Annotated in this window: 20 protein-coding genes; 4 read left to right on the forward strand and 16 right to left on the reverse strand. The window is 75.0% G+C overall.

Going from position 1 to position 20,655, the window contains the following annotated elements; translation table 11 throughout:
- Positions 1-3: 3 nt before the first annotated feature.
- The 3 genes from GC722_RS13645 to GC722_RS13655 form a co-directional block, all read right to left on the reverse strand.
- The gene (locus tag GC722_RS13645) at positions 4-1,434 is read right to left on the reverse strand and encodes an aminotransferase class III-fold pyridoxal phosphate-dependent enzyme (protein WP_197430166.1); all 1,431 of its coding nucleotides are present in this window, start codon (positions 1,432-1,434) and stop codon (positions 4-6) included.
- Between the two features lie 83 nt (positions 1,435-1,517).
- Positions 1,518-3,071 carry an aldehyde dehydrogenase family protein gene (locus tag GC722_RS13650; RefSeq protein WP_156611119.1) on the reverse strand — a complete coding sequence of 518 codons (1,554 nt, stop codon included), beginning with the start codon at positions 3,069-3,071 and terminating at the stop codon, positions 1,518-1,520.
- Positions 3,072-3,188: 117 nt separating this feature from the next.
- Entirely contained in the window at positions 3,189-3,704 is a 516-nt protein-coding gene (locus GC722_RS13655; RefSeq protein ID WP_331714829.1) for a flavin reductase family protein, read from the reverse strand.
- Between the two features lie 137 nt (positions 3,705-3,841).
- Between GC722_RS13655 and GC722_RS13660 the strand changes: the two genes are divergently transcribed.
- Positions 3,842-4,675 carry an undecaprenyl-diphosphate phosphatase gene (locus tag GC722_RS13660; RefSeq protein ID WP_156611121.1) on the forward strand — a complete coding sequence of 278 codons (834 nt, stop codon included), beginning with the start codon at positions 3,842-3,844 and terminating at the stop codon, positions 4,673-4,675.
- 42 nt (positions 4,676-4,717) lie between these two features.
- Here the strand turns inward: GC722_RS13660 and GC722_RS13665 are convergent, their stop codons facing one another.
- A complete protein-coding gene (locus GC722_RS13665; RefSeq protein WP_156611124.1) occupies positions 4,718-5,758 on the reverse strand; it encodes an LLM class F420-dependent oxidoreductase in 1,041 nt (346 codons plus the stop codon).
- Positions 5,759-5,830: 72 nt separating this feature from the next.
- On the opposite strand from GC722_RS13665, the gene GC722_RS13670 reads away from it, so the two are divergent.
- Positions 5,831-6,796 carry an aldo/keto reductase gene (locus tag GC722_RS13670; RefSeq protein ID WP_156611126.1) on the forward strand — a complete coding sequence of 322 codons (966 nt, stop codon included), beginning with the start codon at positions 5,831-5,833 and terminating at the stop codon, positions 6,794-6,796.
- An 18-nt stretch (positions 6,797-6,814) separates the two neighbouring features.
- On the opposite strand, the gene GC722_RS13675 is transcribed toward GC722_RS13670, so the two are convergent.
- The 12 genes from GC722_RS13675 to GC722_RS13730 form a co-directional block, all read right to left on the reverse strand.
- Positions 6,815-7,042 carry a DUF5703 family protein gene (locus GC722_RS13675; RefSeq protein ID WP_156611127.1) on the reverse strand — a complete coding sequence of 76 codons (228 nt, stop codon included), beginning with the start codon at positions 7,040-7,042 and terminating at the stop codon, positions 6,815-6,817.
- Between the two features lie 58 nt (positions 7,043-7,100).
- Positions 7,101-7,712: a TetR/AcrR family transcriptional regulator gene (locus tag GC722_RS19020; protein ID WP_331714830.1), complete on the reverse strand. Its 612-nt coding sequence runs from the start codon at positions 7,710-7,712 to the stop codon at positions 7,101-7,103.
- A gap of 97 nt (positions 7,713-7,809) precedes the next feature.
- Positions 7,810-8,724: an SDR family NAD(P)-dependent oxidoreductase gene (locus GC722_RS13685; RefSeq protein ID WP_156611131.1), complete on the reverse strand. Its 915-nt coding sequence runs from the start codon at positions 8,722-8,724 to the stop codon at positions 7,810-7,812.
- A gap of 74 nt (positions 8,725-8,798) precedes the next feature.
- On the reverse strand, positions 8,799-9,536 hold the full coding sequence (locus GC722_RS13690) for an SDR family oxidoreductase (protein ID WP_156611133.1): 738 nt from the start codon (positions 9,534-9,536) through the stop codon (positions 8,799-8,801).
- Positions 9,537-9,704: 168 nt separating this feature from the next.
- Positions 9,705-11,033 carry a M20/M25/M40 family metallo-hydrolase gene (locus GC722_RS13695; protein ID WP_156611134.1) on the reverse strand — a complete coding sequence of 443 codons (1,329 nt, stop codon included), beginning with the start codon at positions 11,031-11,033 and terminating at the stop codon, positions 9,705-9,707.
- Between the two features lie 61 nt (positions 11,034-11,094).
- A complete protein-coding gene (locus tag GC722_RS13700; protein ID WP_156611136.1) occupies positions 11,095-12,546 on the reverse strand; it encodes a glycoside hydrolase family 43 protein in 1,452 nt (483 codons plus the stop codon).
- 78 nt (positions 12,547-12,624) lie between these two features.
- Positions 12,625-13,164 carry a protein-tyrosine phosphatase family protein gene (locus GC722_RS19330; protein WP_197430167.1) on the reverse strand — a complete coding sequence of 180 codons (540 nt, stop codon included), beginning with the start codon at positions 13,162-13,164 and terminating at the stop codon, positions 12,625-12,627.
- A 121-nt stretch (positions 13,165-13,285) separates the two neighbouring features.
- Positions 13,286-13,846, reverse strand: a complete 561-nt coding sequence (locus tag GC722_RS13710) for a DinB family protein (RefSeq protein ID WP_156611138.1) — start codon at positions 13,844-13,846, stop codon at positions 13,286-13,288.
- A gap of 54 nt (positions 13,847-13,900) precedes the next feature.
- On the reverse strand, positions 13,901-14,560 hold the full coding sequence (locus GC722_RS13715) for a LutC/YkgG family protein (protein ID WP_331714831.1): 660 nt from the start codon (positions 14,558-14,560) through the stop codon (positions 13,901-13,903).
- Positions 14,557-16,044, reverse strand: coding sequence for a LutB/LldF family L-lactate oxidation iron-sulfur protein (locus GC722_RS13720; protein WP_156611140.1), 1,488 nt, complete (start codon positions 16,042-16,044; stop codon positions 14,557-14,559). The genes GC722_RS13715 and GC722_RS13720 overlap by 4 nt, the downstream gene beginning before the upstream one ends.
- Positions 16,041-16,859 carry a (Fe-S)-binding protein gene (locus GC722_RS13725; protein WP_156611142.1) on the reverse strand — a complete coding sequence of 273 codons (819 nt, stop codon included), beginning with the start codon at positions 16,857-16,859 and terminating at the stop codon, positions 16,041-16,043. Before GC722_RS13725 ends, GC722_RS13720 begins: the two co-directional genes overlap by 4 nt.
- Positions 16,860-17,018: 159 nt before the next feature.
- On the reverse strand, positions 17,019-18,143 hold the full coding sequence (locus GC722_RS13730; protein WP_156611144.1) for a hypothetical protein: 1,125 nt from the start codon (positions 18,141-18,143) through the stop codon (positions 17,019-17,021).
- A 118-nt stretch (positions 18,144-18,261) separates the two neighbouring features.
- Between GC722_RS13730 and GC722_RS13735 the strand changes: the two genes are divergently transcribed.
- Both GC722_RS13735 and GC722_RS13740 read left to right on the forward strand, forming a co-directional pair.
- Positions 18,262-19,083 (forward strand): NAD-dependent epimerase/dehydratase family protein, encoded by an 822-nt coding sequence (locus tag GC722_RS13735; RefSeq protein ID WP_156611146.1) that lies wholly within the window; start codon positions 18,262-18,264, stop codon positions 19,081-19,083.
- 42 nt (positions 19,084-19,125) lie between these two features.
- A complete protein-coding gene (locus GC722_RS13740; protein ID WP_156611148.1) occupies positions 19,126-20,637 on the forward strand; it encodes an aldehyde dehydrogenase (NADP(+)) in 1,512 nt (503 codons plus the stop codon).
- Positions 20,638-20,655: the final 18 nt, after the last annotated feature.

The raw sequence follows: 20,655 nt of genomic DNA on the forward strand, positions 1-20,655 counted from the left end.
GCCTCAGGCCGGACCGGCGGCGTCCGTGCCGGCCACCTCGGCCAGTGCCTCGGCCAGCACGCCGAGGGCGGTCCGCACCTCCGCGGCCGTGACCACCAGCGGCGGCGACATCCGCACCACGTCCTCCCCCGCCTCGAGGACGAGCAGCCCGCGGGTGAAGCAGGCCTGCTGCAGCGCCTCGGCCGCGGCTCCCGACACCAGCTGCAGGCCGATCATCAGCCCGACGCCGCGGACGTCCACCACCAGGTCGGGGTGCCGGCGCTGCAGCTCGCGCAGCCCGGCCAGCACCTCCTCGCCGCGCTCGACGGCGTTGTCCAGCAGCGACTCCTCCTCGATCACCGCGAGGGTGGCCAGCGCGGCGGCGCAGGGCAGCGGGCTGCCGCCGTAGGTGGAGCCGTGGGTCCCGGCCGGCCACGACTCCATCAGCTCGGCGCGGGCCAGGAAGGCACCCAGCGGCAGACCCGAGGCCAGCCCCTTGGCGCTGATCAGCACGTCCGGCTCCACGCCGGTGTGCTCGACGGCCCACATCCGGCCCGTCCGGCCCATCCCGCACTGCACCTCGTCGGCGACCAGCAGGATGCCGGCGGCGTCGCAGAGGTCGCGCAGCCGGCGCAGCCAGCCCTCCCCGGGGACGATGTAGCCGCCCTCGCCCTGGATCGGCTCCACGAAGACCGCCGCCACCTGGCGCGGGTCGACGTCGTGGCGGAACAGCCGCTCCAGCGCGTCGAAGGTGGCCTCGTCGGGCTCACCGGCGGCGACCTTGGCCGGGTCGGCGAACGGCACGTGGTGCACGTCGGGGACCAGCGGGCCGAAGCCGGTGTGGTACTTCGCCTTGGACGAGGTGAGGCTCAGCGCGCCGTAGGTGCGGCCGTGGAAGGCGCCGTGGAAGCTGATGACGTGGCTGCGTCCGGTGGCGTGCCGCACCAGCTTGAGCGCGCCCTCGACGGCCTCGGCGCCGGAGTTGGTCAGGAAGACGCGGACAGGCCCGCTCATCGGGGCCACCCGGGCCAGCGCCTGCGCCGTCTCGCCGTAGACCGGCAGGAAGAAGTCGCTGGCCGAGTAGTGCAGCAGCTCCTCGGCCTGCTCCTGCACCGCCCGGCGCACCCGCGGGTGGGCGTGGCCGGTGGAGTTGACCGCGATGCCGGCGTTGAAGTCGAGGAACAGGTTGCCGTCGACGTCCTCCAGCACGCTGCCGCAGCCGCGCCGCGGCGCGAAGGGGTACGCCCGCGGCAGCGACGGGCTGGTGACGGACCGGTCGCGGCGCACCACCTCGCGGGTCCGCGGCCCGGGCACCTCGGTGACCAGGTGCGGCACCGGCCGTCCGGCGAGCCACTCCGGGACGGTCCGGCCGCCGTCGGTGGCCGCGGGCACGGTCGCGACCGCGTCGGTGCTGGTGAGGTCGGTGCTGGTGGGGGCGGTGGGGGTCGACGTCACAGGGGCGTCCTCTCGGGTGCTCGGGATGGCGGGGTGCTCGGGATGGCGGGGTGCTCGGGACGGCGGGCTGCTCTGGACCGCGGTCAGGGGGTGACCACGGTCTGGGACTGCTCGCGCAGGTACAGCGGGAGGTAGTGGATGCCACCACCGGCCTTGCCGGAGGAGCCGGAGCCCTTCCAGCCGCCGAAGGGCTGCACCCCGGGCCAGGCGCCGGTGGTGGCCCCGGCGCGCCGGTTGACGTAGACGACGCCGGCCTCGACCCGGCGGAGGAACTCCTCCACCTCGGCGTCGTCGCCGGAGAAGAACCCGGCGGTCAGGCCGAAGACGGTCGCGTTGGCCCGCTCGATCCCCTCCTCGACCGACTCGACGGGCACGACCGTGACGAAGGGCAGGAACAGCTCGGTGCCCAGCAGCGGGTCGTCCGGGGCCAGCCCGGTGACCACGGTGGGGGCGACGTAGTGGCCGGGCAGCTCCTCGCTGGTCAGCACCTCGCCCCCGGCGACCACCTGCCCGCGGCGGCGGGCCTGGGCCACGGCGTCGCGGAAGCGCTCCACCGACTCAGCCCCGATGACGGGCCCGACGAAGGTGTCGCGCTGCAGCGGGTCCCCCACCACGGCCGACTCGGCCCGCCGGACCAGCCGGGCGACGAAGTCGTCGTGCACCGAGGCCTCGACGTAGACCCGCGAGCACGCCGAGCACTTCTGCCCGGAGTAGCCGAAGGCGGAGCGGGCGACGCCCTCGGCGGCGGCGTCGAGGTCGGCCGAGGCGGCCACCACGGCCGGGTTCTTGCCACCCATCTCGGTGATCACCGGCCGGGGCCAGGCCGACCCGCCCTGGGCGAGGATCTGCATGCCGGCCTGGTATGAGCCGGTGAAGGTCAGCCCGGCGACGTCGGGCGCGGAGACGAGCGCACGCCCGACCTCGTCACCCCCGGGGACGAGCTGCAGCACGCCCTCCGGCAGGCCCGCCCCGGTCAGCACCTCGTGCAGCCGCCAGGCGCTCGCCGTCCCCTGCAGGCTGGGCTTGACCAGCACGGTGTTGCCGGCCAGCAGCGCGGCCGCGGTCGGGCCCGCCGCCAGCGCCACCGGGAAGTTGAAGGGGCTGATCACCCCCCACACCCCGTACGGCTTGAGCACGCTTCGGGTCCGCTCCCGCTCCGACAGCGAGTCCATCGCGACGTCGTAGCCGTCGTTGGCGGTCATGATGTCGCCGTAGTAGCGGAAGAACACCGCCGCCTCCTCGACGTCGCCGAGGGCCTCGAGCCGGTTCTTGCCCACCTCGACGCTCACCAGCGCGGCCAGCTCGTCGGCGGCGTCGCTGACCGCGTCGGCGCAGCGGCGCAGCAGCTCCACGCGCTGCCGCCACGGGGTCGCGGCCCAGCCGGGGAAGGCGGCCCGGGCCGCGGACACGGCCTGCGCCACGGCCGCCGGAGAGGCCGGGCAGACGCGGCACACGGTCACCGACGGGTCGGCCGGGCTGGCCACCCGGACCGGTGCGCCGGGCCGGGGGTCACCCGGGGCGGCCACCTCGGTGCCCAGCCAGGACCGGACCCGCTCGACGCCGGCCTCGTAGGCGGCGTGCAGCTCCTCGTTGTCCGCGCTCAGCGTGGCGTAGGTGACCCGGAACCGTTCCGTCATCGATGACCCCTCTCGCTCACGAGGATTCGTCGCAGATCGCGGCGCCAGCCGTCCGATCTCTCGTCAGAACCTCGGTGCACCGCACTGTATCCCGTGACGGGCGGCGGTGGCGAGGGCTCAGGAGGCCGAGTAGCGCCCTCGGTGGTGCACCAGCCCGCCCACCGTCGGGTCCACCTCGACCGCGTCGACCGCCGCACGGACCAGCCGGAACCAGCCCGCCTGCAGCGGCTCCTCGGCGAGCACCCGGGCCGACACCCACCCCTGGGCGCCGACGAGCCGGGGACCGTGCTCGGACTGCTGCCAGCTCCCGGTGCGGAAGGGGCCTCCCGGGGAGGGCGCGAGGCGGGCGAAGGCGTCGGCCACCGGTCCCTGCCCGGCGGCGAGCACGTTGACCACCAGCGGGGTGCCGGGCAGCAGCTCCTCGGCGAGGTCGCTGTCGGCGTCCAGCAGCCCCAGCACCTGGCCGGGGTCGCCGTCGGCCAGCAGCACCGAGCTGAGCGTCCAGCCCTCCCGGCCCGCCCCCTCGCCGCAGGTCCACACGGTGACCGGGGACGGCAGCCGGCCGCGGAGCCGGCGCAGCGGGTCGCGCCCCTCCTCGGGGGTGGCGAAGGGGTGCTCGCTGTGGATCGTCACAGCGCCAGTCTGCCCGCGGGCCGACCGGGGGCGCGTCCGGCGTGGACCACGGGCTGTCGTCGCCGGCCCGCACTCACCCCTACTGTGGTCCGCGGCCCGGGACCCGCCTGCGGCCGGACGGAAGGAACGAGACGCCGATGAGCTGGTGGGACGCCCTGATCCTGGGGATCGTGCAGGGACTGACCGAGTTCCTGCCCATCTCCTCCAGCGCCCACCAGTCGATCGTCGGCCAGCTGGTCGGCGGCGAGGACCCGGGGTCGGCCTTCACCGCCATCACCCAGCTGGGCACCGAGGCCGCCGTGCTGGTCTACTTCGCCCGCGACATCGGCCGGATCGTGGCCCGCTGGTTCGGCTCGCTGCGCGGCACCGTCCCCCGCGACGACCCGGACGCCCGGATGGGCTGGCTGGTGATCCTGGGCAGCGTGCCGATCGTCGTGCTGGGGCTGCTGTTCCAGGACGCCATCGACACGGCGCTGCGCAACCTGTGGGTGACGGTGGCCATGCTCGCCGGCTTCGGGGTGGTGCTGGCGGTGGCGGACCGGCTGGCGCGCAACGTGATCCCGCTCGAGCGGCTGAGCTGGCGCGACGGCCTGCTGATGGGACTGGCGCAGTGCCTGGCGCTGGTCCCCGGCGTCTCCCGCTCGGGGGCGACCATCGCCGCCGGTCTGGCGCTCGGCTACCGCCGCGAGGCCGCCACCCGGTACTCGTTCCTGCTGGCGGTGCCGGCCGTCGTCGGCTCGGGGCTGTACAAGCTGACCGACGTCGGCACCGACCCCGTCCCGCCCGCCTGGGGACCCATCGCGCTGGCCACGGTGGTCTCCTTCGTGGTCGGCTACGCGGTCATCGCCTGGTTGCTGCGCTACATCAGCACCCACAGCTTCATGCCGTTCGTCGTCTACCGCGTCGTGCTGGCCGCGGTGGTCGCCGGGCTGCTCCTCGCGGGCGTGCTGGAACCCCTGCCGCAGGGCTGAGCCCTCCTCCCGGACGCCCGGCGGCGGTCACCCCGCCCGCGGTCAGAGCGTGGCGTGGGCCTCGGCCAGCACGGTCAGGGCACGGCACCTGGCCTCCAGGTCCGGGCCGAACGGGGTGACGGTGCAGGTGGTGACCCCGGAGTCGCGCAGCGCCGCCAGCCGCTCGGCCAGCCGGGAGCGGTCCCCGAGCAGGGAGGTGGCGTCGATGAGCTCCGCCGGCACGGCCGCCGCCGCCTCCCGCGGCCGCCGGTCGAGGTAGAGGTCCTGGACCACCCGGGCCTGCTCCGCGTAGCCCATCCGGACCGCCAGCGCGTTGTAGAAGTTCTGCTCGCGGCTGCCCATCCCGCCGACGTACAGCGCCGCGTAGGGACGCACCGGATCGGCGCAGGCCGCCACGTCGGGGCCGACCACCAGGGGGAACGTGGGCACCACGTCGAAGCCCGTCATCTGCAGACCGCGGCTCTCGCGGCCCGCCCGGATCTCGGCCAGCTGCTCCGCGGCGTGCTCGACGGCGTAGAAGACCGCGAGCCAGCCGTCGGCCCGCTCCCCCGCCAGCCGCAGGTTCCGGGGCCCGACGGCGGCCAGGTAGACCGGCAGCTGCTCGCTGCGCGGTCGCACCATCAGCCGGAGCGCCTTGCCGGGCCCGTCGGGCAGCGGCAGCTGGTGGTGCCGGCCGCTGTAGCGGACGGTCTCGCCGCGCAGGGCGGCCTGCACCACGTCGAGGTACTCCGCGGTGCGCTCGAGCGGCCGGGCGAAGCGGACCCCGTGCCAGCCCTCCGAGACCTGCGGCCCCGACACGCCCAGCCCGAGCCGGAACCGGCCGCCGCTCAGGATGTCCAGGCTGGCGGCGGTCATCGCCGTCATCGCCGGTGTCCGGCCGGGGATCTGCATCACCGCCGACCCCAGGTGGATCCGGCTGGTCTGCCCGGCCAGCCAGGCCAGCACGGTCGGCGAGTCCGAGCCGTAGGCCTCCGCGGCCCAGACCACGTCGAAGCCGAGCGTCTCGGCGTGCCGGGTCAGCCGCAGCTGGCCGGCCGGGTCGTCGCCGCCGACGAGGTAGCCGAGGTTCAGTCCGAGTCGCATGGCCGCCAACCTAGCCGCCGCCCGCGTCCGGCTGGCCGGAGGCGGTGGCCGGCTGGTCTAGGGTCGGAGCCCATGCGGCAGCGTTCGGTGGGAGCCTCGGGGCTCAGCGTCTCCCGGCTCGGTCTCGGCACCCTGACCTGGGGTCGCGACGTCTCGCTGGACACCGCGGGCGACCTGCTCACCACCTTCGTGGACGCCGGCGGGACGCTCGTCGACACGGCCGCCGCCTACGGGTCGGGGGCGGTGGAGTCCATGCTCGGCTCGATGCTGGACCGGGTGGTGCCGCGGGACGAGCTGGTGATCGCCACCAAGGCCGGCTTCGGCGTCCGGGAGGGCGAGCGCGTCGTCGACACCTCGCGCCGCGCCCTGCTCCGCGACCTCGACGGGTCGCTGCGCCGGCTCGGCACCGACCACATCGACCTGTGGCAGGTGCACGCCTGGGGCCAGGCGCCGCTGGAGGAGACGCTGGCCGCGCTGGACCAGGCGGTGAGCTCGGGCCGGGTGGGCTACGTCGGGGTCTCCAACTACGTGGGCTGGCAGACCGCGCAGGCCGCCACCTGGCAGCGGGCGGTGCCGGGCCGCGCCCGGGTGGTGAGCACCCAGGTGGAGTACTCGCTGCTGGCCCGGCGCGCGGAGATCGAGGTGCTGCCGGCGGTGCGGGCCTTCGAGATGGGCTTCTTCCCGTGGTCGCCGCTGGGCCGCGGGGTGCTGACCGGCAAGTACCGCACCGGCACGCCGCGCGACTCCCGCGGCGCCTCGGACCACTTCGCCTGGTTCGTCGAGCCCTACCTCGAGCAGCGCTCGCGGGCGGTGGTGGAGGCGGTGGCCAGGGCGGCCGACGGCCTCGACCTCACCCCGCTGCAGGTGGCGCTGCTGTGGGTGCGCGACGCCCCCACGGTGACGGCCCCGCTGCTGGGGGCCCGCACGGTCAGCCAGCTGCAGGCCTGCCTGTCGGTGGAGGAGCTCGAGCTGCCCGAGGAGATCGCCCGCGCGCTGGACGACGTCAGCGGCGGTCCGCTGTCGGCCCGGGACGCCTGACCGGCGGGCAGGACCGCCTCAGCCGACGTCGGCGCCCACCGGCCAGAAGTCGTCGGGACGGCGGACCCGGATGATCTTGCGGCGCATCCAGGCCTCCCGGCTGCCGTCGCGGTAGCGCCGCAGCCGGCTGAGCTCCCAGCCGCCGTACTCGGCGTGGTCGGTCAGCAGCCGGCGGACGGCGTTGCGGGACAGGTCGCGGTCGAGCCGGACCCGGCGCACCTCGTACTCCACTCCCTGCACGGACATGGCGTGCAGGCTACTCCGGCCGACCCGCCGCGGCAGCCCCGGGCGCCGCCCCGCCCGGTCAGCGCGGGGCGATGCCGTCGAAGAGGTTGTCCACCAGGGCGTCGAGGAAGGCGGGGGTCACGGGCTCGTCGCGGATGAGCAGGCGGTGGTACACCGCCCCCCAGAGCTGGTCGACGAGGACACGGACGTCGACCTCGTCCCGGATCTGGCCGTCGCGCTGGGCGTGGCGGAGCCGCTGGTAGGCCAGCTCGCGCCGGCCGGAGGAGTACAGCGCGCGGTAGGCGCTCGCCAGGTCGTGGTCGGTCTGCGACTCGCCGATGAGCTGCAGCAGCGCCCGTCCTCCCGGTGTGGTCATCACGTCGGCGAAGGAGTGCAGCTGGTGGCGCAGGTCCTCGCGGACGTCCACGGTGTCGTCGAAGGCCAGCGTGTTCTCGACGGCGTGGAAGTAGCCGTCCAGCGCCAGGGCTCCCCGGGAGGGCCACCACTTGTAGAGCGTGGTCTTGCTGACCCCGGCGAGACGCGCGACCCGCTCGAAGGTCAGCTCCGCGATGCCCTCGGTGAGCATCAGCTGGCCCACCGTGGCGAGGACGTCCGCGCGGACCTCGTCGGCCGGGCGGCGGCCCCTCCCCCGTGGGCGCGGTGTCGTGCTGGCGTCCTGTGGCGTGCTCACTCGTCCTCGTTCCTGTGCCGGGATGGCCATCGGGAGTCTAGGGACGCCCGACGCCGGGAGGGGGCGGCCGGCGGGCGCCGCCCCCTCCTGGGCGACCTCACGCGGGGGCGGAGCCCGGCCGGGACGCCACCTCGAGCAGGTCGGACAGGTCGACCCGGGCCAGGAACTGCCGGCGGACGCGGTCGGCCACCTCGGAGACCTCCTGCGAACCGTCGTCGGCCGGGTCGACGTGGACCCGGAACGGGCGCCGCCCCGCGGGCAGCGAGACCACCCGGGCGATCTCGTCCGACACCATGGTGGCCTCCGCGTCCGCCGGGGCCAGAGCGGCGAGCTTCTGCGCGACCTGGTCCACCAGGCCGGCGTACCGGGTTCCGTAGGCGGCCTCGACCGCCGTGTCGGCGGGCCTCCCGCTGCGGGCGAAGTGGTTGGTGCCGCGGGTGAAGGAGCCCGGGACGACGATCGAGGTCTCGACACCCCATCGGGCGAGCTCGCCGGCGTAGCTGACCGCCAGGGAGTCCATCGCGGCCTTGGCGGCGAAGTACGGGGCCAGGTACGGCGGGGTGCCGCCCTTGACGCTGGAGCTGGAGACCCAGACGACCAGACCCGCGCCACGTGCCCGCATACCCGGCAGGACCGCCCGGTTGACCCGCTGGGTCGACAGGACGTTGACGTCGTACAGCTCGGCCAGCTGCTGCGGGGTGAAGGCCTCGGCGGGACCGACGACCATGTGGCCGGCGTTGTGGACCAGCACGTCGATGCGCCCCTGCTCGGCCAGGACGCGCGCCACCCCCGCGTCGACGGAGTCCTGGGAGCCGACGTCGAGCTCGAGGGCACGGAGGTCGACGTCGTGCTGACGGGCGTAGTCGGCGGCGGCCCGCACCTGGGCGGCGTTGCGCCCGTCGGTGTGCCGCATGCCGGCGTACACGGTGGACCCGGCGTCGGCGAGGGCGCGGGCGGTGAGAGCGCCGAAGCCGCTGGAGGCCCCGGTGATGAGGACGATCTTCTCGGACATGGTGTGCTGCTCCTCTGCGTGTGGGACGGGCCTGCGTGGTGGGAGGGGGGGCTGGGAGGGGGTGCGCGGTCGGGTCAGACGAGCCCGCCGTTGGTGAACAGGACCTGGCCGTTGACCCAGCGTGCGGGGCCGGCGAGGAAGGCGACGGTCTCGGCGACGTCGGCGGGCTCTCCCAGCCGCTCGAGCGGCACGAGGCGGGCGAAACCGGCGACGGTCTCCTCGTCCTTGCCGTCGAGGAACAGCGGGGTGGCGACCGGCCCGGGGGCGACGGCATTCACCGTGACGTCCCGTCCCCGCAGCTCGCGGGCCAGCACCAGCGTCAGGCCCTCGACGGCGGCCTTGCTGGCGACGTAGGGACCGTAGGTCGGGTGCTGGGCCCGGGTCTGGCTGGTCGAGAAGTTGATCAGCGCGCCACCCCGGCGGAGCCGGTTCGCCGCGAGCTGGGACACCACGAACGTCCCGCGGATGTTGGTGCGGTGCATGCGGTCGAGGGCGTCGAGGTCGAAGGTCGCGATGGGGCCGAGGACCATCACGCCGGCGGTGTTGACGACCACGTCGACGCCGCCGAGCTCGGCCTGCACGGCGTCGAAGGCCTCGGCCATCGCCGTCTCGTCGGCGACGTCCCCGCCGACGGCGATCGCCCGGCTCCCGGTCGCGGTGGCCTCCTCGACGACCTCCTGGGCTCGTGCGGCGTTCCCGACGTAGTGCACGGCGACGTCGAAGCCGTCGGAGGCGAGGCGCCGCACGACGGCGCGGCCGATGCCGCCCGATCCGCCGGTGACGAGGGCGACGCGGCTCTGGGTGGTGCTCATGGCTGCTCCTCTGGTGTGATGTGGACGTTACGTCCATATAAGCACATAGTGGACGCCGCGTCCACAAGTTCCGAGCAGGTAGATCTGCCCGGCCCGTCCGTCCCCCGCCGGCGCGGGTCCGCACCGCGACGGAGCAGCCCGGGGCGGGTCGCCGCCCCGGGCAGGTCCCTAGGCGCGGTCCAGGAAGGCGTCCAGCACCCGGGCGCCGAACTCCAGCGACTCCACCGGCACCCGCTCGTCCACGCCGTGGAACATGCCGGCGAAGTCGAGCTCGGGCGGCAGCCGCAACGGGGCGAAGCCGAAGCTCCGGATGCCGAGGCGGTCCCAGGCCTTGGCGTCGGTCCCGCCGCTCATCAGGTACGGCACCGCCCGGGCGCCGGGGTCCTCGGTGAGCAGGCTGGCCTTCATCGCCTCCACCAGGTCGCCGGCGAACTCGGTCTCGACCGAGCGCTCGTGCTGCTCGGTCTCGACCCGGATCCGCGGGCCGGCCAGCTCGGCGATGGTCTCGAAGAACTCGGCCTCGTAGCCGGGCACGAAGCGCCCGTCCACCGCCGCGCTGGCCCGGCCCGGGATGACGTTGTGCTTGTAGCCGGCCGCGAGCCGGGTCGGGTTGGCGGTGTTGGACATGGTGGCGCCCACGATGCGGCTGATGCTGCCCAGCCGCGACAGCAGGGACTCGACGTCGTCGAGGTCGAGCTCGACCTCGAAGGCCTCGGCCACCGCCTCCAGGAAGGCCTGCTGCGCGGCGGTGACCCGCTGCGGCCACCGGTGGCCGCCGATGCGGGCCACGGCGGCCGCGAGCTCGGTGACCGCGTTGTCCTCGTGGCGGAAGGAGCCGTGGCCGGCCCGCCCCTCGGCGAAGAGGTTGAGCCAGGCGATGCCCTTCTCGGCGGTCTGCACCAGGTACAGCCGCAGGTCGTCGCGGACGGTGATCGAGTAGCCGCCGACCTCGCCGATGGCCTCCTCGCACCCCTCCAGCGCCTCGGGGTGGTTCTCGGCCAGCCACACCGCGCCCTTGGCACCGCCGGCCTCCTCGTCGGCGGTGAGCACGATGCGGAGCGGGCGCCGCGGCGGCCGGCCGCTGCGGACCCGGTCGCGGACCACGCTGAGCAGCATGGCGTCGAAGTCCTTCATGTCCACCGCCCCGCGGCCCCAGACGCACCCGTCGGCCACCTCGGCCGCGAAGGGCGGGTAGGTCCAGTCGGCGGCGTCGGCCGGCACCACGTCCAGGTGGCCGTGCACCAGCAGCGGCGAGACCGAGCTGTCGCAGCCCTCCGGCTCCCAGTGGGCGACCAGCGTGGTGCGTCCCGGCTCGGACTCGTACAGCCGGGACCCGATGCCCACCTCGTCCAGCAGCAGGGCGACGTCCTCCGCCGCCGCCCGCTCCCCCGGTCCGGGGTCGGAGCCGTAGTTGGAGGTGTCGAAGCGGATCAGCCGCCGGCAGAGCTCGACGACCTCGGCTGCCGGGTCGGACCGGGTCGGCGTGGGAGTGTCCATGACCCCATCCTCCCGTGACGGGCGCGCCCGGGTCGCGGGCGGGCCCGGCCGGGGCCGCGGTTCAGCGGGCGATGCCGGCCAGGGTGGTGCCGTCGGGGGCGAGGGCGGCGAAGGTGGTGCGGATCCCGTCGGCGTCGGCGCTCCACTGCCGCGCCAGCACCACCTGGTGCCGCCCGCCCTGCACGTCCAGCACGGCCCGGGAGCGACCCGACGGGCGCCAGCGGCCCTGCAGCCCGCCGCTGACCCGGCCGTCGCGGTGCAGCTCCACCTCCACGGGGGTGGCGACGTCGGCGGTGATGGGCTTGCGGTGGTGGACCACCTGGTAGCGGCCGGGGACGTCGGCGCCGCGGACCGGGCGCGGGTCGCGTCGCCCGTCGTGCGGCAGCGGCAGCACCAGCGGCCAGCCGTCGGCGGTGAGCGCCATCGGGTGGGTGCGCAGCTCGTGCCGCTCGCCCTGGCCGGGGAAGCGGGTGTGGAAGACGAGGAAGGGCTCACCCGTCGTGGGATCCAGCTCGGCCGACACCCCTCCCGGCGAGACGTAGCCGTGCCCGGGCGTGCCGTCGGGCGCCCGGAACTGGTGGTTGCCGAGCAGCTTGACCCCGTGCGGGGCGATCGAGGCGTCGTCGAACAGCGGCAGGTCGGGGTCGGCGCGCACGGTCGACATGTCGGTGCCCTCGACGTCCCGCCAGGGCCCGGCGAGCTCGCGGGCCCGCGCGACCCGCACGTTGTACCCGCCGTGGGCGTCCAGCCCGCCGAAGGTGACGAAGAGGTAGTACCAGCCGCTCCCCGGGTGGTGCAGCACCGCCGGGCCCTCGATCCGGGCGTGGTTGCCCCCCATCAGGTGCTGGCCGTAGCCCTGCCCCGGGAGGGGCCGTCCGGTGCCCGGGTCGAGCTCGAGCAGGAAGATGCCGCCGGAGAAGGACCCGTAGACCATCCAGGGCCGGCCCTCCGCGTCGGTGACCAGGTCGGCGTCGATGACGTTGGGGTGCACCCGGGCGTCGTAGGGGGTGCCGTCCTCGCTGGTCGGGTCCTCCTCGCCCTGGCCCATGCCCGAGCGCAGCAGCAGCCCGGTGTCGCGGTAGGGGCCGGTCACCTGGTCGGCCACGGCGAGGCCCATCGCCGAGCGCGGTGAGGTGCCCTCGCAAGCGCAGTAGTAGTAGGCCCAGCGCCCGTCGCGCAGCTGCGTGACGCCCGGGGCCCACAGCGTCGAGGCGCGGGCCCAGCTCAGCGCCTCGGCCAGCTCGGCAGGACCGTCCTCGAACAGCGGGCTGGCGGCCAGCCCGTCCCCGCCCAGCTGCTCCCAGCGGAGCAGGTCGTCGGTCCGGGCGAAGGCGGCGTGGGAGCCGAACACGTAGGACCAGCGTCCCGAGCGGACCAGGTCGGGGTCGTGCACGGAGGCGCTCACCCACGTCGGCGGGACCGGCGACCGGTCGCGCGCCACCGCCGAGCCGGGGACGGCGACGGCGGCCAGGCCACCCGCCAGCAGGGTGCGTCGGGTCATGGACAGGCTCATGGTTCTCCTCCCGGGCAGCGTCGTCGCTGCGGTCCCGGCACCATAGGCACACGATTTCATCGATGTAAAGAGGATCGGTCAGCCGGTCGCGGGAGGCAGCGAGGCCACCCACTCCTCCTGCTCGGCGGTCTCGACCGCCATCGGGCAGTACCGCGCCCGCACCCAGGCCACCGCTGAGCGGGGGTCCTCGCCGGTGAGCACGGCCAGCGCGGCCAGCGCGGTCCCGGTGCGCCCGTGGCCGCCGAGGCACCCGATCTCGACCTGCTCGCCGTCCCGCGCCCGGGCCAGCAGCGCCGCCAGGGCGGCGAGCGCGGCGGAGGCGTCGTCGGGCACGCCGAGGTCCGGCCACGCGTGGTGGTCGTGCGGCCAGCCCGGCCGCCAGCGGGGGTCCAGGTAGAGGGCGAAGTCGGGGGGCCGGTCCCGGGCGTAGGGCTCGACGGGGTCGAAGGACACCGCCGTGACGGGCGTCCGGTCGGGCAGCAGCACCACGTCCCGGTGCCGGTGCACCTCGTGCCGCTGGTGCCGGTGCCCCGGCTCGGTGCACCGGGCCGGCTCCACGCCGGCGACCCAGGAGACGCCGCGCTCCGGGCACCAGACGTGGACCCGGCTCCCGCTCACGTCACCTCCCTCGACCACCACCTGGCCACAGCCTCGGCCGGGGGACGAGCACGTCGACCCGCGGGACGGACCCGGGCGCCCACCTCACCGCTCGCCGCCGCCTCACCGATCCGCGTCGCCCTCACTGACCCACGCGACCGTCGACGCACTCGCGCAGCAGGTCCGCGTGCCCGCAGTGGCGGGCGTACTCCTCGATCCGGTGCACCATCAGGTCGCGGACGGCGATCTGCTCCGGGCCCAGCCGCTCCCCCAGGTCGGCGTGGGCCGCCAGCACCGCGTCGGTGGCGGCCTGCTCCTCGGCCAGCGCGGACCAGGCGGCCTCCACCACGGCCGGGTCCGCCACCGCGCCGTCGAAGTCGGCATCCCGGGGGCCGTACAGCTTCGGCGGCGGGTCGCTCTCGGCGATCCAGCCGCGCCAGTCGCGCTCGGCCTGGGCGAGGTGGCGCACCAGCCCGAGCAGCGACATCGTCGACGGCGGCACCGAGCGGCGGGCCAGCTGCTCGGCGTCCAGACCCTCGCACTTCATCCGCAGGGTGATCCGGTAGTCGCGCAGGTACTCCTGCAGGGTCGCCAGCTCACCGTCCGGACTGGGGCCGTCGCTGTTGCGCGGGTCGTCGTCCGGGTCGACCCACATGTCGGGGTAGACGGTGGCCCTGGTCCACCGCGTCGGGGACTCGCTCATGGGCCCATGCTGGTCCGCACCGCCCGGCCCCGCCAGGGGATTGCCGCCAGGCAGTCAGCTCCCGACCAGGACGACGTCCAGCAGCCGTGGGCCGTGCACGCCCTCGACCCGGCTCAGCTCGATGTCGCTGGTGGCGCTGGGGCCGCTGATCCAGGTCAGCGGGCGACCGGTGTCGAGACGGGTCAGCGCCTCGCCGACGCCGTGCACCACGTCCTCCTCACGCACCACGCAGACGTGGTGGTCCGGTACCAGGGTCAGCGCGCGGCGACCCTGGTCCGGGCCTGCGTCGAGGACGATGGTGCCCGTCAGGGCCACCGTCACCGCCGACCCCGTCACCACGGCGTCGGCCCCGTCCAGCTGGTCCACGGTCAGGGCCGGCTCGTCGGTCAGCCACTCCACCTCGGCGGTGCGCCACGACGGGTCCAGCCCCACCGGGACGACGACCCGGCGGGCGCCGCGCCCGGCCAGCCGCGCGGCGACGGTCTCCCCCACCGCGTCGGCGGCGCACCGGTGCACGACCGCCTTGTAGTCGACCAGCCGGTCGACCAGCAGCTCGACCAGGGCCTCGCCGGTCAGCGCGGTCGCCCGCTCGGGCTCGCGGTAGCCCCGGTCGATGTCGTCGTAGGGCCAGGGCTGCGGGGCGGCGGCGGTGTGCGCCTGGCGGATGCGGCCCAGCACCTCCTCGCGGGCGGAGCCGGCGTCCGGGCTGCTCACTTCTGGTCCTCCTGACCCCGCCACCAGTCGCGGAAGGTCTGCGTGGGCGGCGCCGGCAGGTCGCGGGCGCTGGTCCAGCCGCCGACGACCGGACCCGGCAGGGCACCGATGGTCCCCCGCCGGCCGCGCAGCAGACGTCCCAGCCGGCCCATCCGGGCGGCGGCCGTCCAGCGACGCGGATGACCCATCACCCACGACAGCGTCCGCATCACCACCGACTCCACCGCCGGCGTCCGGCTCTGGCGCCGGTGCTCCTCGACGTGCTCGGCGCGCAGGTGCACCAGCATGCTGGGGATGTCGATCTTCACCGGGCAGGCGTCGTAGCACGCGCCGCACAGCGAGGAGGCGTAGGGCAGCGAGGCGTTGTCCTCCACCCCCGTCAGCTGCGGGCTCAGCACCGCCCCGATCGGTCCCGGGTACACCGAGCCGTAGGCGTGCCCGCCGGTGCGCTCGTAGACCGGGCAGACGTTGAGGCAGGCGCTGCAGCGGATGCAGTTCAGGGCGTCGCGGCCGTGCTCGTCGGCCAGCACCCGGGTGCGGCCGTTGTCCAGCAGCACCAGGTGGAACTCCTGGGGTCCGTCGCCGGGGGTGACGCCGGTCCACATCGAGGTGTAGGGGTTCATCCGCTCACCCGTGGAGGAGCGGGGCAGCAGCTGCAGGAAGACCTCGAGGTCCTGCACCCGCGGCACGACCTTCTCGATCCCCATCACCGTGATCAGGGTCTGCGGCAGGGTGAGGCACATCCGGCCGTTGCCCTCGGACTCCACCACGCTGAGGGTGCCGGTCTCGGCCACGGCGAAGTTGGCACCGCTGACGGCCACCCGGGCGGAGAGGAACTTGCGGCGCAGGTGCCGCCGGGCCGCCGCGGCCAGCGCCGACGGCTCGTCGGTCAGGTCGGCGGGGGCGTCGCCCATCTCGCGCAGGAAGATCTCGCGGATCTCGGTGCGGTTGCGGTGGATGGCCGGCACCAGGATGTGGGACGGCTTGTCGTGCCCGAGCTGGACGATGAGCTCGGCCAGGTCGGTCTCGACCGCCGCGATCCCCTCGGCCTCCAGGTGCTCGTTGAGCCCGATCTCCTGGGTGGCCATGGACTTGACCTTCACCACCTCGTCGCTGCCGGTGGCCCGCACCAGCTCGGTGACGATCCGGTTCGCCTCCGCGGCGTCGCGGGCCCAGTGGACCACGCCGCCGCGGGCGGTGACCGCGGCCTCCAGCTGGACCAGGTACTCGTCCAGGTGGGCCATCGTGTGGCTCTTCAGCTGCCGGCCCGCCTCGCGCAGCTGCTCCCAGTGCGGCAGCTCCCCCACCACGGCGGCCCGCTTGCCGCGGATGGTGGTGGTCGCGTGGGCGATGTTGCGGCGCAGCTGGGCGTTGCCCAGGGCCGAGCGGGCGGCGTCGGGGAAGGCCTCGTCGCCGCGGAGGTTGCCGGTGCCGCGGGGCGAGGCGGGCGGCAGACCCGGCATGCCGAGCAGGACGGTGCTCATGCCACCCCTCCGCTCCGCCGCGGGGCGGCGACCACCGGCGCGTCGGCGGTGACCGAGCCCGGCGCGACGTCGGGCTGGAAGGGGTCCTCGGCGGTGGAGGCCAGGATCTGGGCCAGGTGGATGGTCCGGGCACCGGCGCGGGCCCGGCTCAGCCCGCCGCCGATGTGCATCAGGCAGGAGGAGTCGCCGGCGGTGCAGAACTCCGCACCGGTGTCCAGCACGGCCCGCATCTTGTCCACCAGCATCGCCGTGGAGGTGTCGGCGTTCTTGACCGCGAAGGTGCCGCCGAAGCCGCAGCACTGGTCCGCGCCGGGCAGCTCGACCAGGTCGATGGCGTCCACCGCCCGCAGCAGCTGCAGCGGCTTGTCGCCCACCCGCAGCATCCGCAGCGAGTGGCAGGTGGGGTGGTAGGTGACGCGGTGCGGGAAGTGCGCCCCGACGTCGGTGACACCCAGCACGTCGACCAGCAGCTCGGAGAGCTCGTAGGTGTGCTCGGCGGCCTTGCGCGTCTGGCGCTGCAGCGACCGCGAGCCGAACCGGTCGGCGACCAGCGGGTGCTGGTGGCGCACCGAGCCCACGCAGGAGCCGGACGGGGCCACCACCAGATCGGCCTCGGCGTAGAGGTCGGCGAAGCGCTCCACCATGGGCAGCGCCTCGGCCTGGTAGCCGGTGTTGACGTGCATCTGCCCGCAGCACACCTGGTCGGCGTCGAAGACCACCTCGTGGCCCAGGCGCCTCAGCAGCGTGGTCGTCGCGCGCCCCACGTCGGGGAACATCGCGTCGGCCAGGCAGGTGATGAACAGCGCGATCCTCATCGGGCGCCGTCACCTCTCTCTCCGCTCGGGGCCGCGCGGCACCGCCCACGGTGCTGATCTGCCACGAACCGGGACGTGGCACGGACGGCGCGCGACCTGGGGCTGAGCCTAGTGCGTCCGGACCTCGGCGTTGAAACGACTCAACCGGGCGGACCCGGCTCAGCCGCCGGCCAGCACCGCCGCCACCTCGTCGAGCTGGGCCTCCGAGCACAGCCCCAGGTGGTAGACGTGCGCCGTGGTGGCGCCCGCGGCCGCGGCTCGCTCCAGCTGCTCGGCGAGCGGCGGCGAGCCCGGCTCCAGCACCGTGAGGTAGGCACCCACCTCGGCGCCGCCGGCGGCGCCGGCCAGCGCCCGCACCTGCCGCTCGATCCGCTCCGGGGAGCCCCAGGCGCTGGCGGCCACGGCGGTCCCCGGGCCCAGACCGCGCAGCGCGGGCACGACCGGGGCGAACGGGCCGGTGGAGTGGACGTCCGGGCTGGCGTGCAGGTGGACCTCCCCTGCGGGCAGCGCCGCCGCCACCCTGGACGCCATCCGCTCCGTCGCCGCCTCCCGGCCGCGGCTGACGGCGGCGGCCAGCTCGGGCGCCAGCACCTCCTCCAGCGTCGCGTCAGCCGCCCGCGGCGGCGCGTCGGGGCCGAGCGCCGCCCGCACGGCCGAGGCGAGCTCGTCCCCGCGGTCGTCGCGCAGCGCCCGGCACGCCGGGGCGAAGCAGATCGACAGCAGCGCCCGGTCGGCGGCGGTGTAGGACATCGTCTTGTCGTGCCGGCTGCCGTGCTCGAAGCCCAGGTGGCCGAGGGCCTCCAGCACGAAGCCGTCCAGGTCGGTGCCCGCGGCCAGGGCCCCCACCAGCGCCGCGGCGAGCTCGACGACGTCCTCGGAGCTGCCGCACAGCGCCCACGGGTACCCCTCGCCGAAGGCGTTGACCACGGTGTGGTCGGGGTGGCGCTCACCCAGCTCGCTGGAGTGCGTCAGCACGGTCCAGGCCAGCGCCCGGGTACCGCCGGCGTGCAGGGTCGCCACCGCCTCGCCGAAGGCGTCCTCGACCTCGGTCCAGCTCGCCGGCGCGGGCACCAGCGTCTGGAAGCGGGCGGGCTCGACCGGGCGGTAGAAGGCGGCGTGGCGGGCGTCCTTGACCCGGTGGCGCGGGTGGCTGGGGGTGGCCGCCCGCACGGCGTGGTAGGCGCCGGCCACGGCCACGGCGTCCACGCCGAGGGAGAGGATGCGGTCGCGGCGGCGGGGGTCCTCGGTGAGGTCCCAGGGGTAGGCGTAGCCGATGGTGCGCATGGCGACGATGATGGCCTACGCCCCGGCCGGGCCCACGTCCCCCTCCCCTGCTCGGCCCCGCTCAGGCTAAGGTGCGCGACACCAGGACCCCACCCCGAAGAGACGAGGACGACTCACGATGAACCAGCTGGTGCTGATCACCGGAGGCGCGGGCTACCTGGGCTCACGCGCCGCGCACGCGCTCGCCGGCGCCGGCCACCGGGTCCGGCTGCTCGACGTCCGGGAGGTGGCGGACCCGCCCGAGGGCGCCGAGCTGTTCCGCGGCTCGGTGACCGACGCCGAGCTGCTCGCCCGGGCCACCGAGGGCGTCGACGCCGTGCTCCACTTCGGCGGGCTGCCCCGCGAGCGCCCCTGGCAGGAGATCCTCGAGATCAACATCGACGGCACCCAGAAGGTGCTCGAGGCCGCGCGCCAGGCCGGCGTCGGCAAGGTGCACCTGGCCTCCAGCAACCACGCCGTGGGCTGGTACCGGGCCGCCGACGCCCCGCCCGGGGGCCTGCCCGCCGACTGCCTGCCGCTGCCCGACACCTACTACGGCGTCTCCAAGGCGACCATGGAGGCCCTCGGCGCGCTGTACCACCACCGCTTCGGCATCGACGTGCTGGTGGTGCGGATCGGCACCCTGCTGGCGGAGCCCACCGGCGCCCGCACCCTGGTCACCTGGTTCTCTCCCGGGGACCACGACGCGATGCTGCTCGCCTGGCTGCAGGAGCGGACCAGCCAGTACCGCATCGTCTGGGGCATCTCGCCCAACACCCGCGGCTGGTTCGACGTGCACCACCCGACCATCGAGGGCTACACCCCCAAGGGCGACGCGGAGCGCGAGCTGCCCCACCTGGTCGCCGAGCACCCCCTCGGGAGCACACCCGCCGACGACCCCACGGTGTCCCATCTGGGAGGCTCGTTCAGGACGGCGCCGCTGGGCGTCCCGATGGCCTGACGCCGTCCGACCTGCGCCGACGACGACGAAGAGAGGTACGCGATGACCATGATCACCGCCACCAACCCCTACACCGGAGCCCCGCTGGAGCCGGTGGTCGAGGAGACCAGCCCCGAGCAGGTCCGCGAGGTCGTCGCCCGGGCCGCGGCGACCTTCCCGTGGCTGTCCGGGCTGCCCCGCCGCGAGCGGGCCGCGCTGCTGGAGGCGATGGCCGACGCGCTGGAGGGGGGCCGCGAGCAGATCGTGGCCACCGCCGACTCCGAGACCGGGCTGGGCGAGACCCGGCTCAACGGCGAGCTGACGCGCACGATCTACCAGCTGCGCTTCTTCGGCTCCGTGATCACCGAGGGCAGCTACCTGGAGGTGACCATCGACCCGCCGGGCGACACCCCGATGGGTCCCCGGCCCGACCTGCGCCGGATGCTGGTCCCGATCGGCGTGGTGGCCGTCTTCGGCGCCTCCAACTTCCCGCTGGCCTTCTCCGTGCCGGGCGGCGACACCGCCAGCGCGCTCGCCGCCGGCTGCCCCGTGGTGGTCAAGTCCCACCCGTCGCACCCGGCCACCAGCGTGCTCTGCCACGACCTGATGGTCGCCGCCGCCCGCGAGAAGGGCGCCCCCGAGGGCGTCTTCGGGATGGTGCACGGCCAGCAGGCCGGGATCGCCCTGGTGCAGGCGCCGGAGGTGACCGCGGTGGGCTTCACCGGCTCCACCCAGGGCGGCCGCGCCCTGCTGGAGGCGATCGCCGAGCGCGACGCCCCGATCCCCTTCTACGGCGAGCTCAGCAGCATCAACCCGGTGGTGGTCACCCGCTCCGCGGCCGCCGAGCGCGGCCAGGAGGTCGGTGAGGGCCTGGCGGTCGCCGTCACGGGCTCGGCCGGCCAGCTGTGCACCAAGCCCGGCCTGGTGCTCGTGCCCACCGGCGCCGAGGGCGACGCGGTGGTCGAGGCGATGGGCCGCGCGATGGGCTCGGCCACCACCGTCCCGCTGCTGAACTCCCGCATCCTCGACTCCTACCGCTCCTTCACCGAGGCCTACGCCTCCACCCCCGGCGTGCAGCAGGTGGCTCGCGGCGAGGCCTCCGGCGAGGGCTTCAGCGTCGGCACCGCGCTGTTCCAGGCCGACGCGGCCGACCTCAGCGGCGACGACATCAAGGAGATCTTCGGCCCCGCCTCGCTGGTGGTGCGCTGGAGCACGACCGAGGAGCTGGAGCGGGTGCTGGCCGCGGTGGAGGACTCCCTGACCGCCACGGTGCACACCGGCAGCGACGAGGGCGGGCAGCTCGGCGAGCTCACCACCACGCTGCAGGCCCACGCGGGACGGATCCTGTTCAACGCCTACCCGACCGGGGTGGCGGTGTCGTGGGCGCAGCACCACGGCGGCCCGTGGCCGGCCACCAACTCGCTGCACACCTCCGTGGGGGCCACCGCGATCCGCCGCTTCCTGCGACCGGTCGTCTTCCAGAACGCACCCCAGGAGGTGCTGCCGCCCGAGCTGCGCGACGACGCCACCGACGTCCCCCGCCGCGTCGACGGCAGGCTGGTGCTGCCCTCCTGAGCCGTCCGGCGCGTGCCG

This window comes from Auraticoccus cholistanensis, assembly GCF_009742705.1.
Classification (GTDB): domain Bacteria; phylum Actinomycetota; class Actinomycetes; order Propionibacteriales; family Propionibacteriaceae; genus Auraticoccus; species Auraticoccus cholistanensis.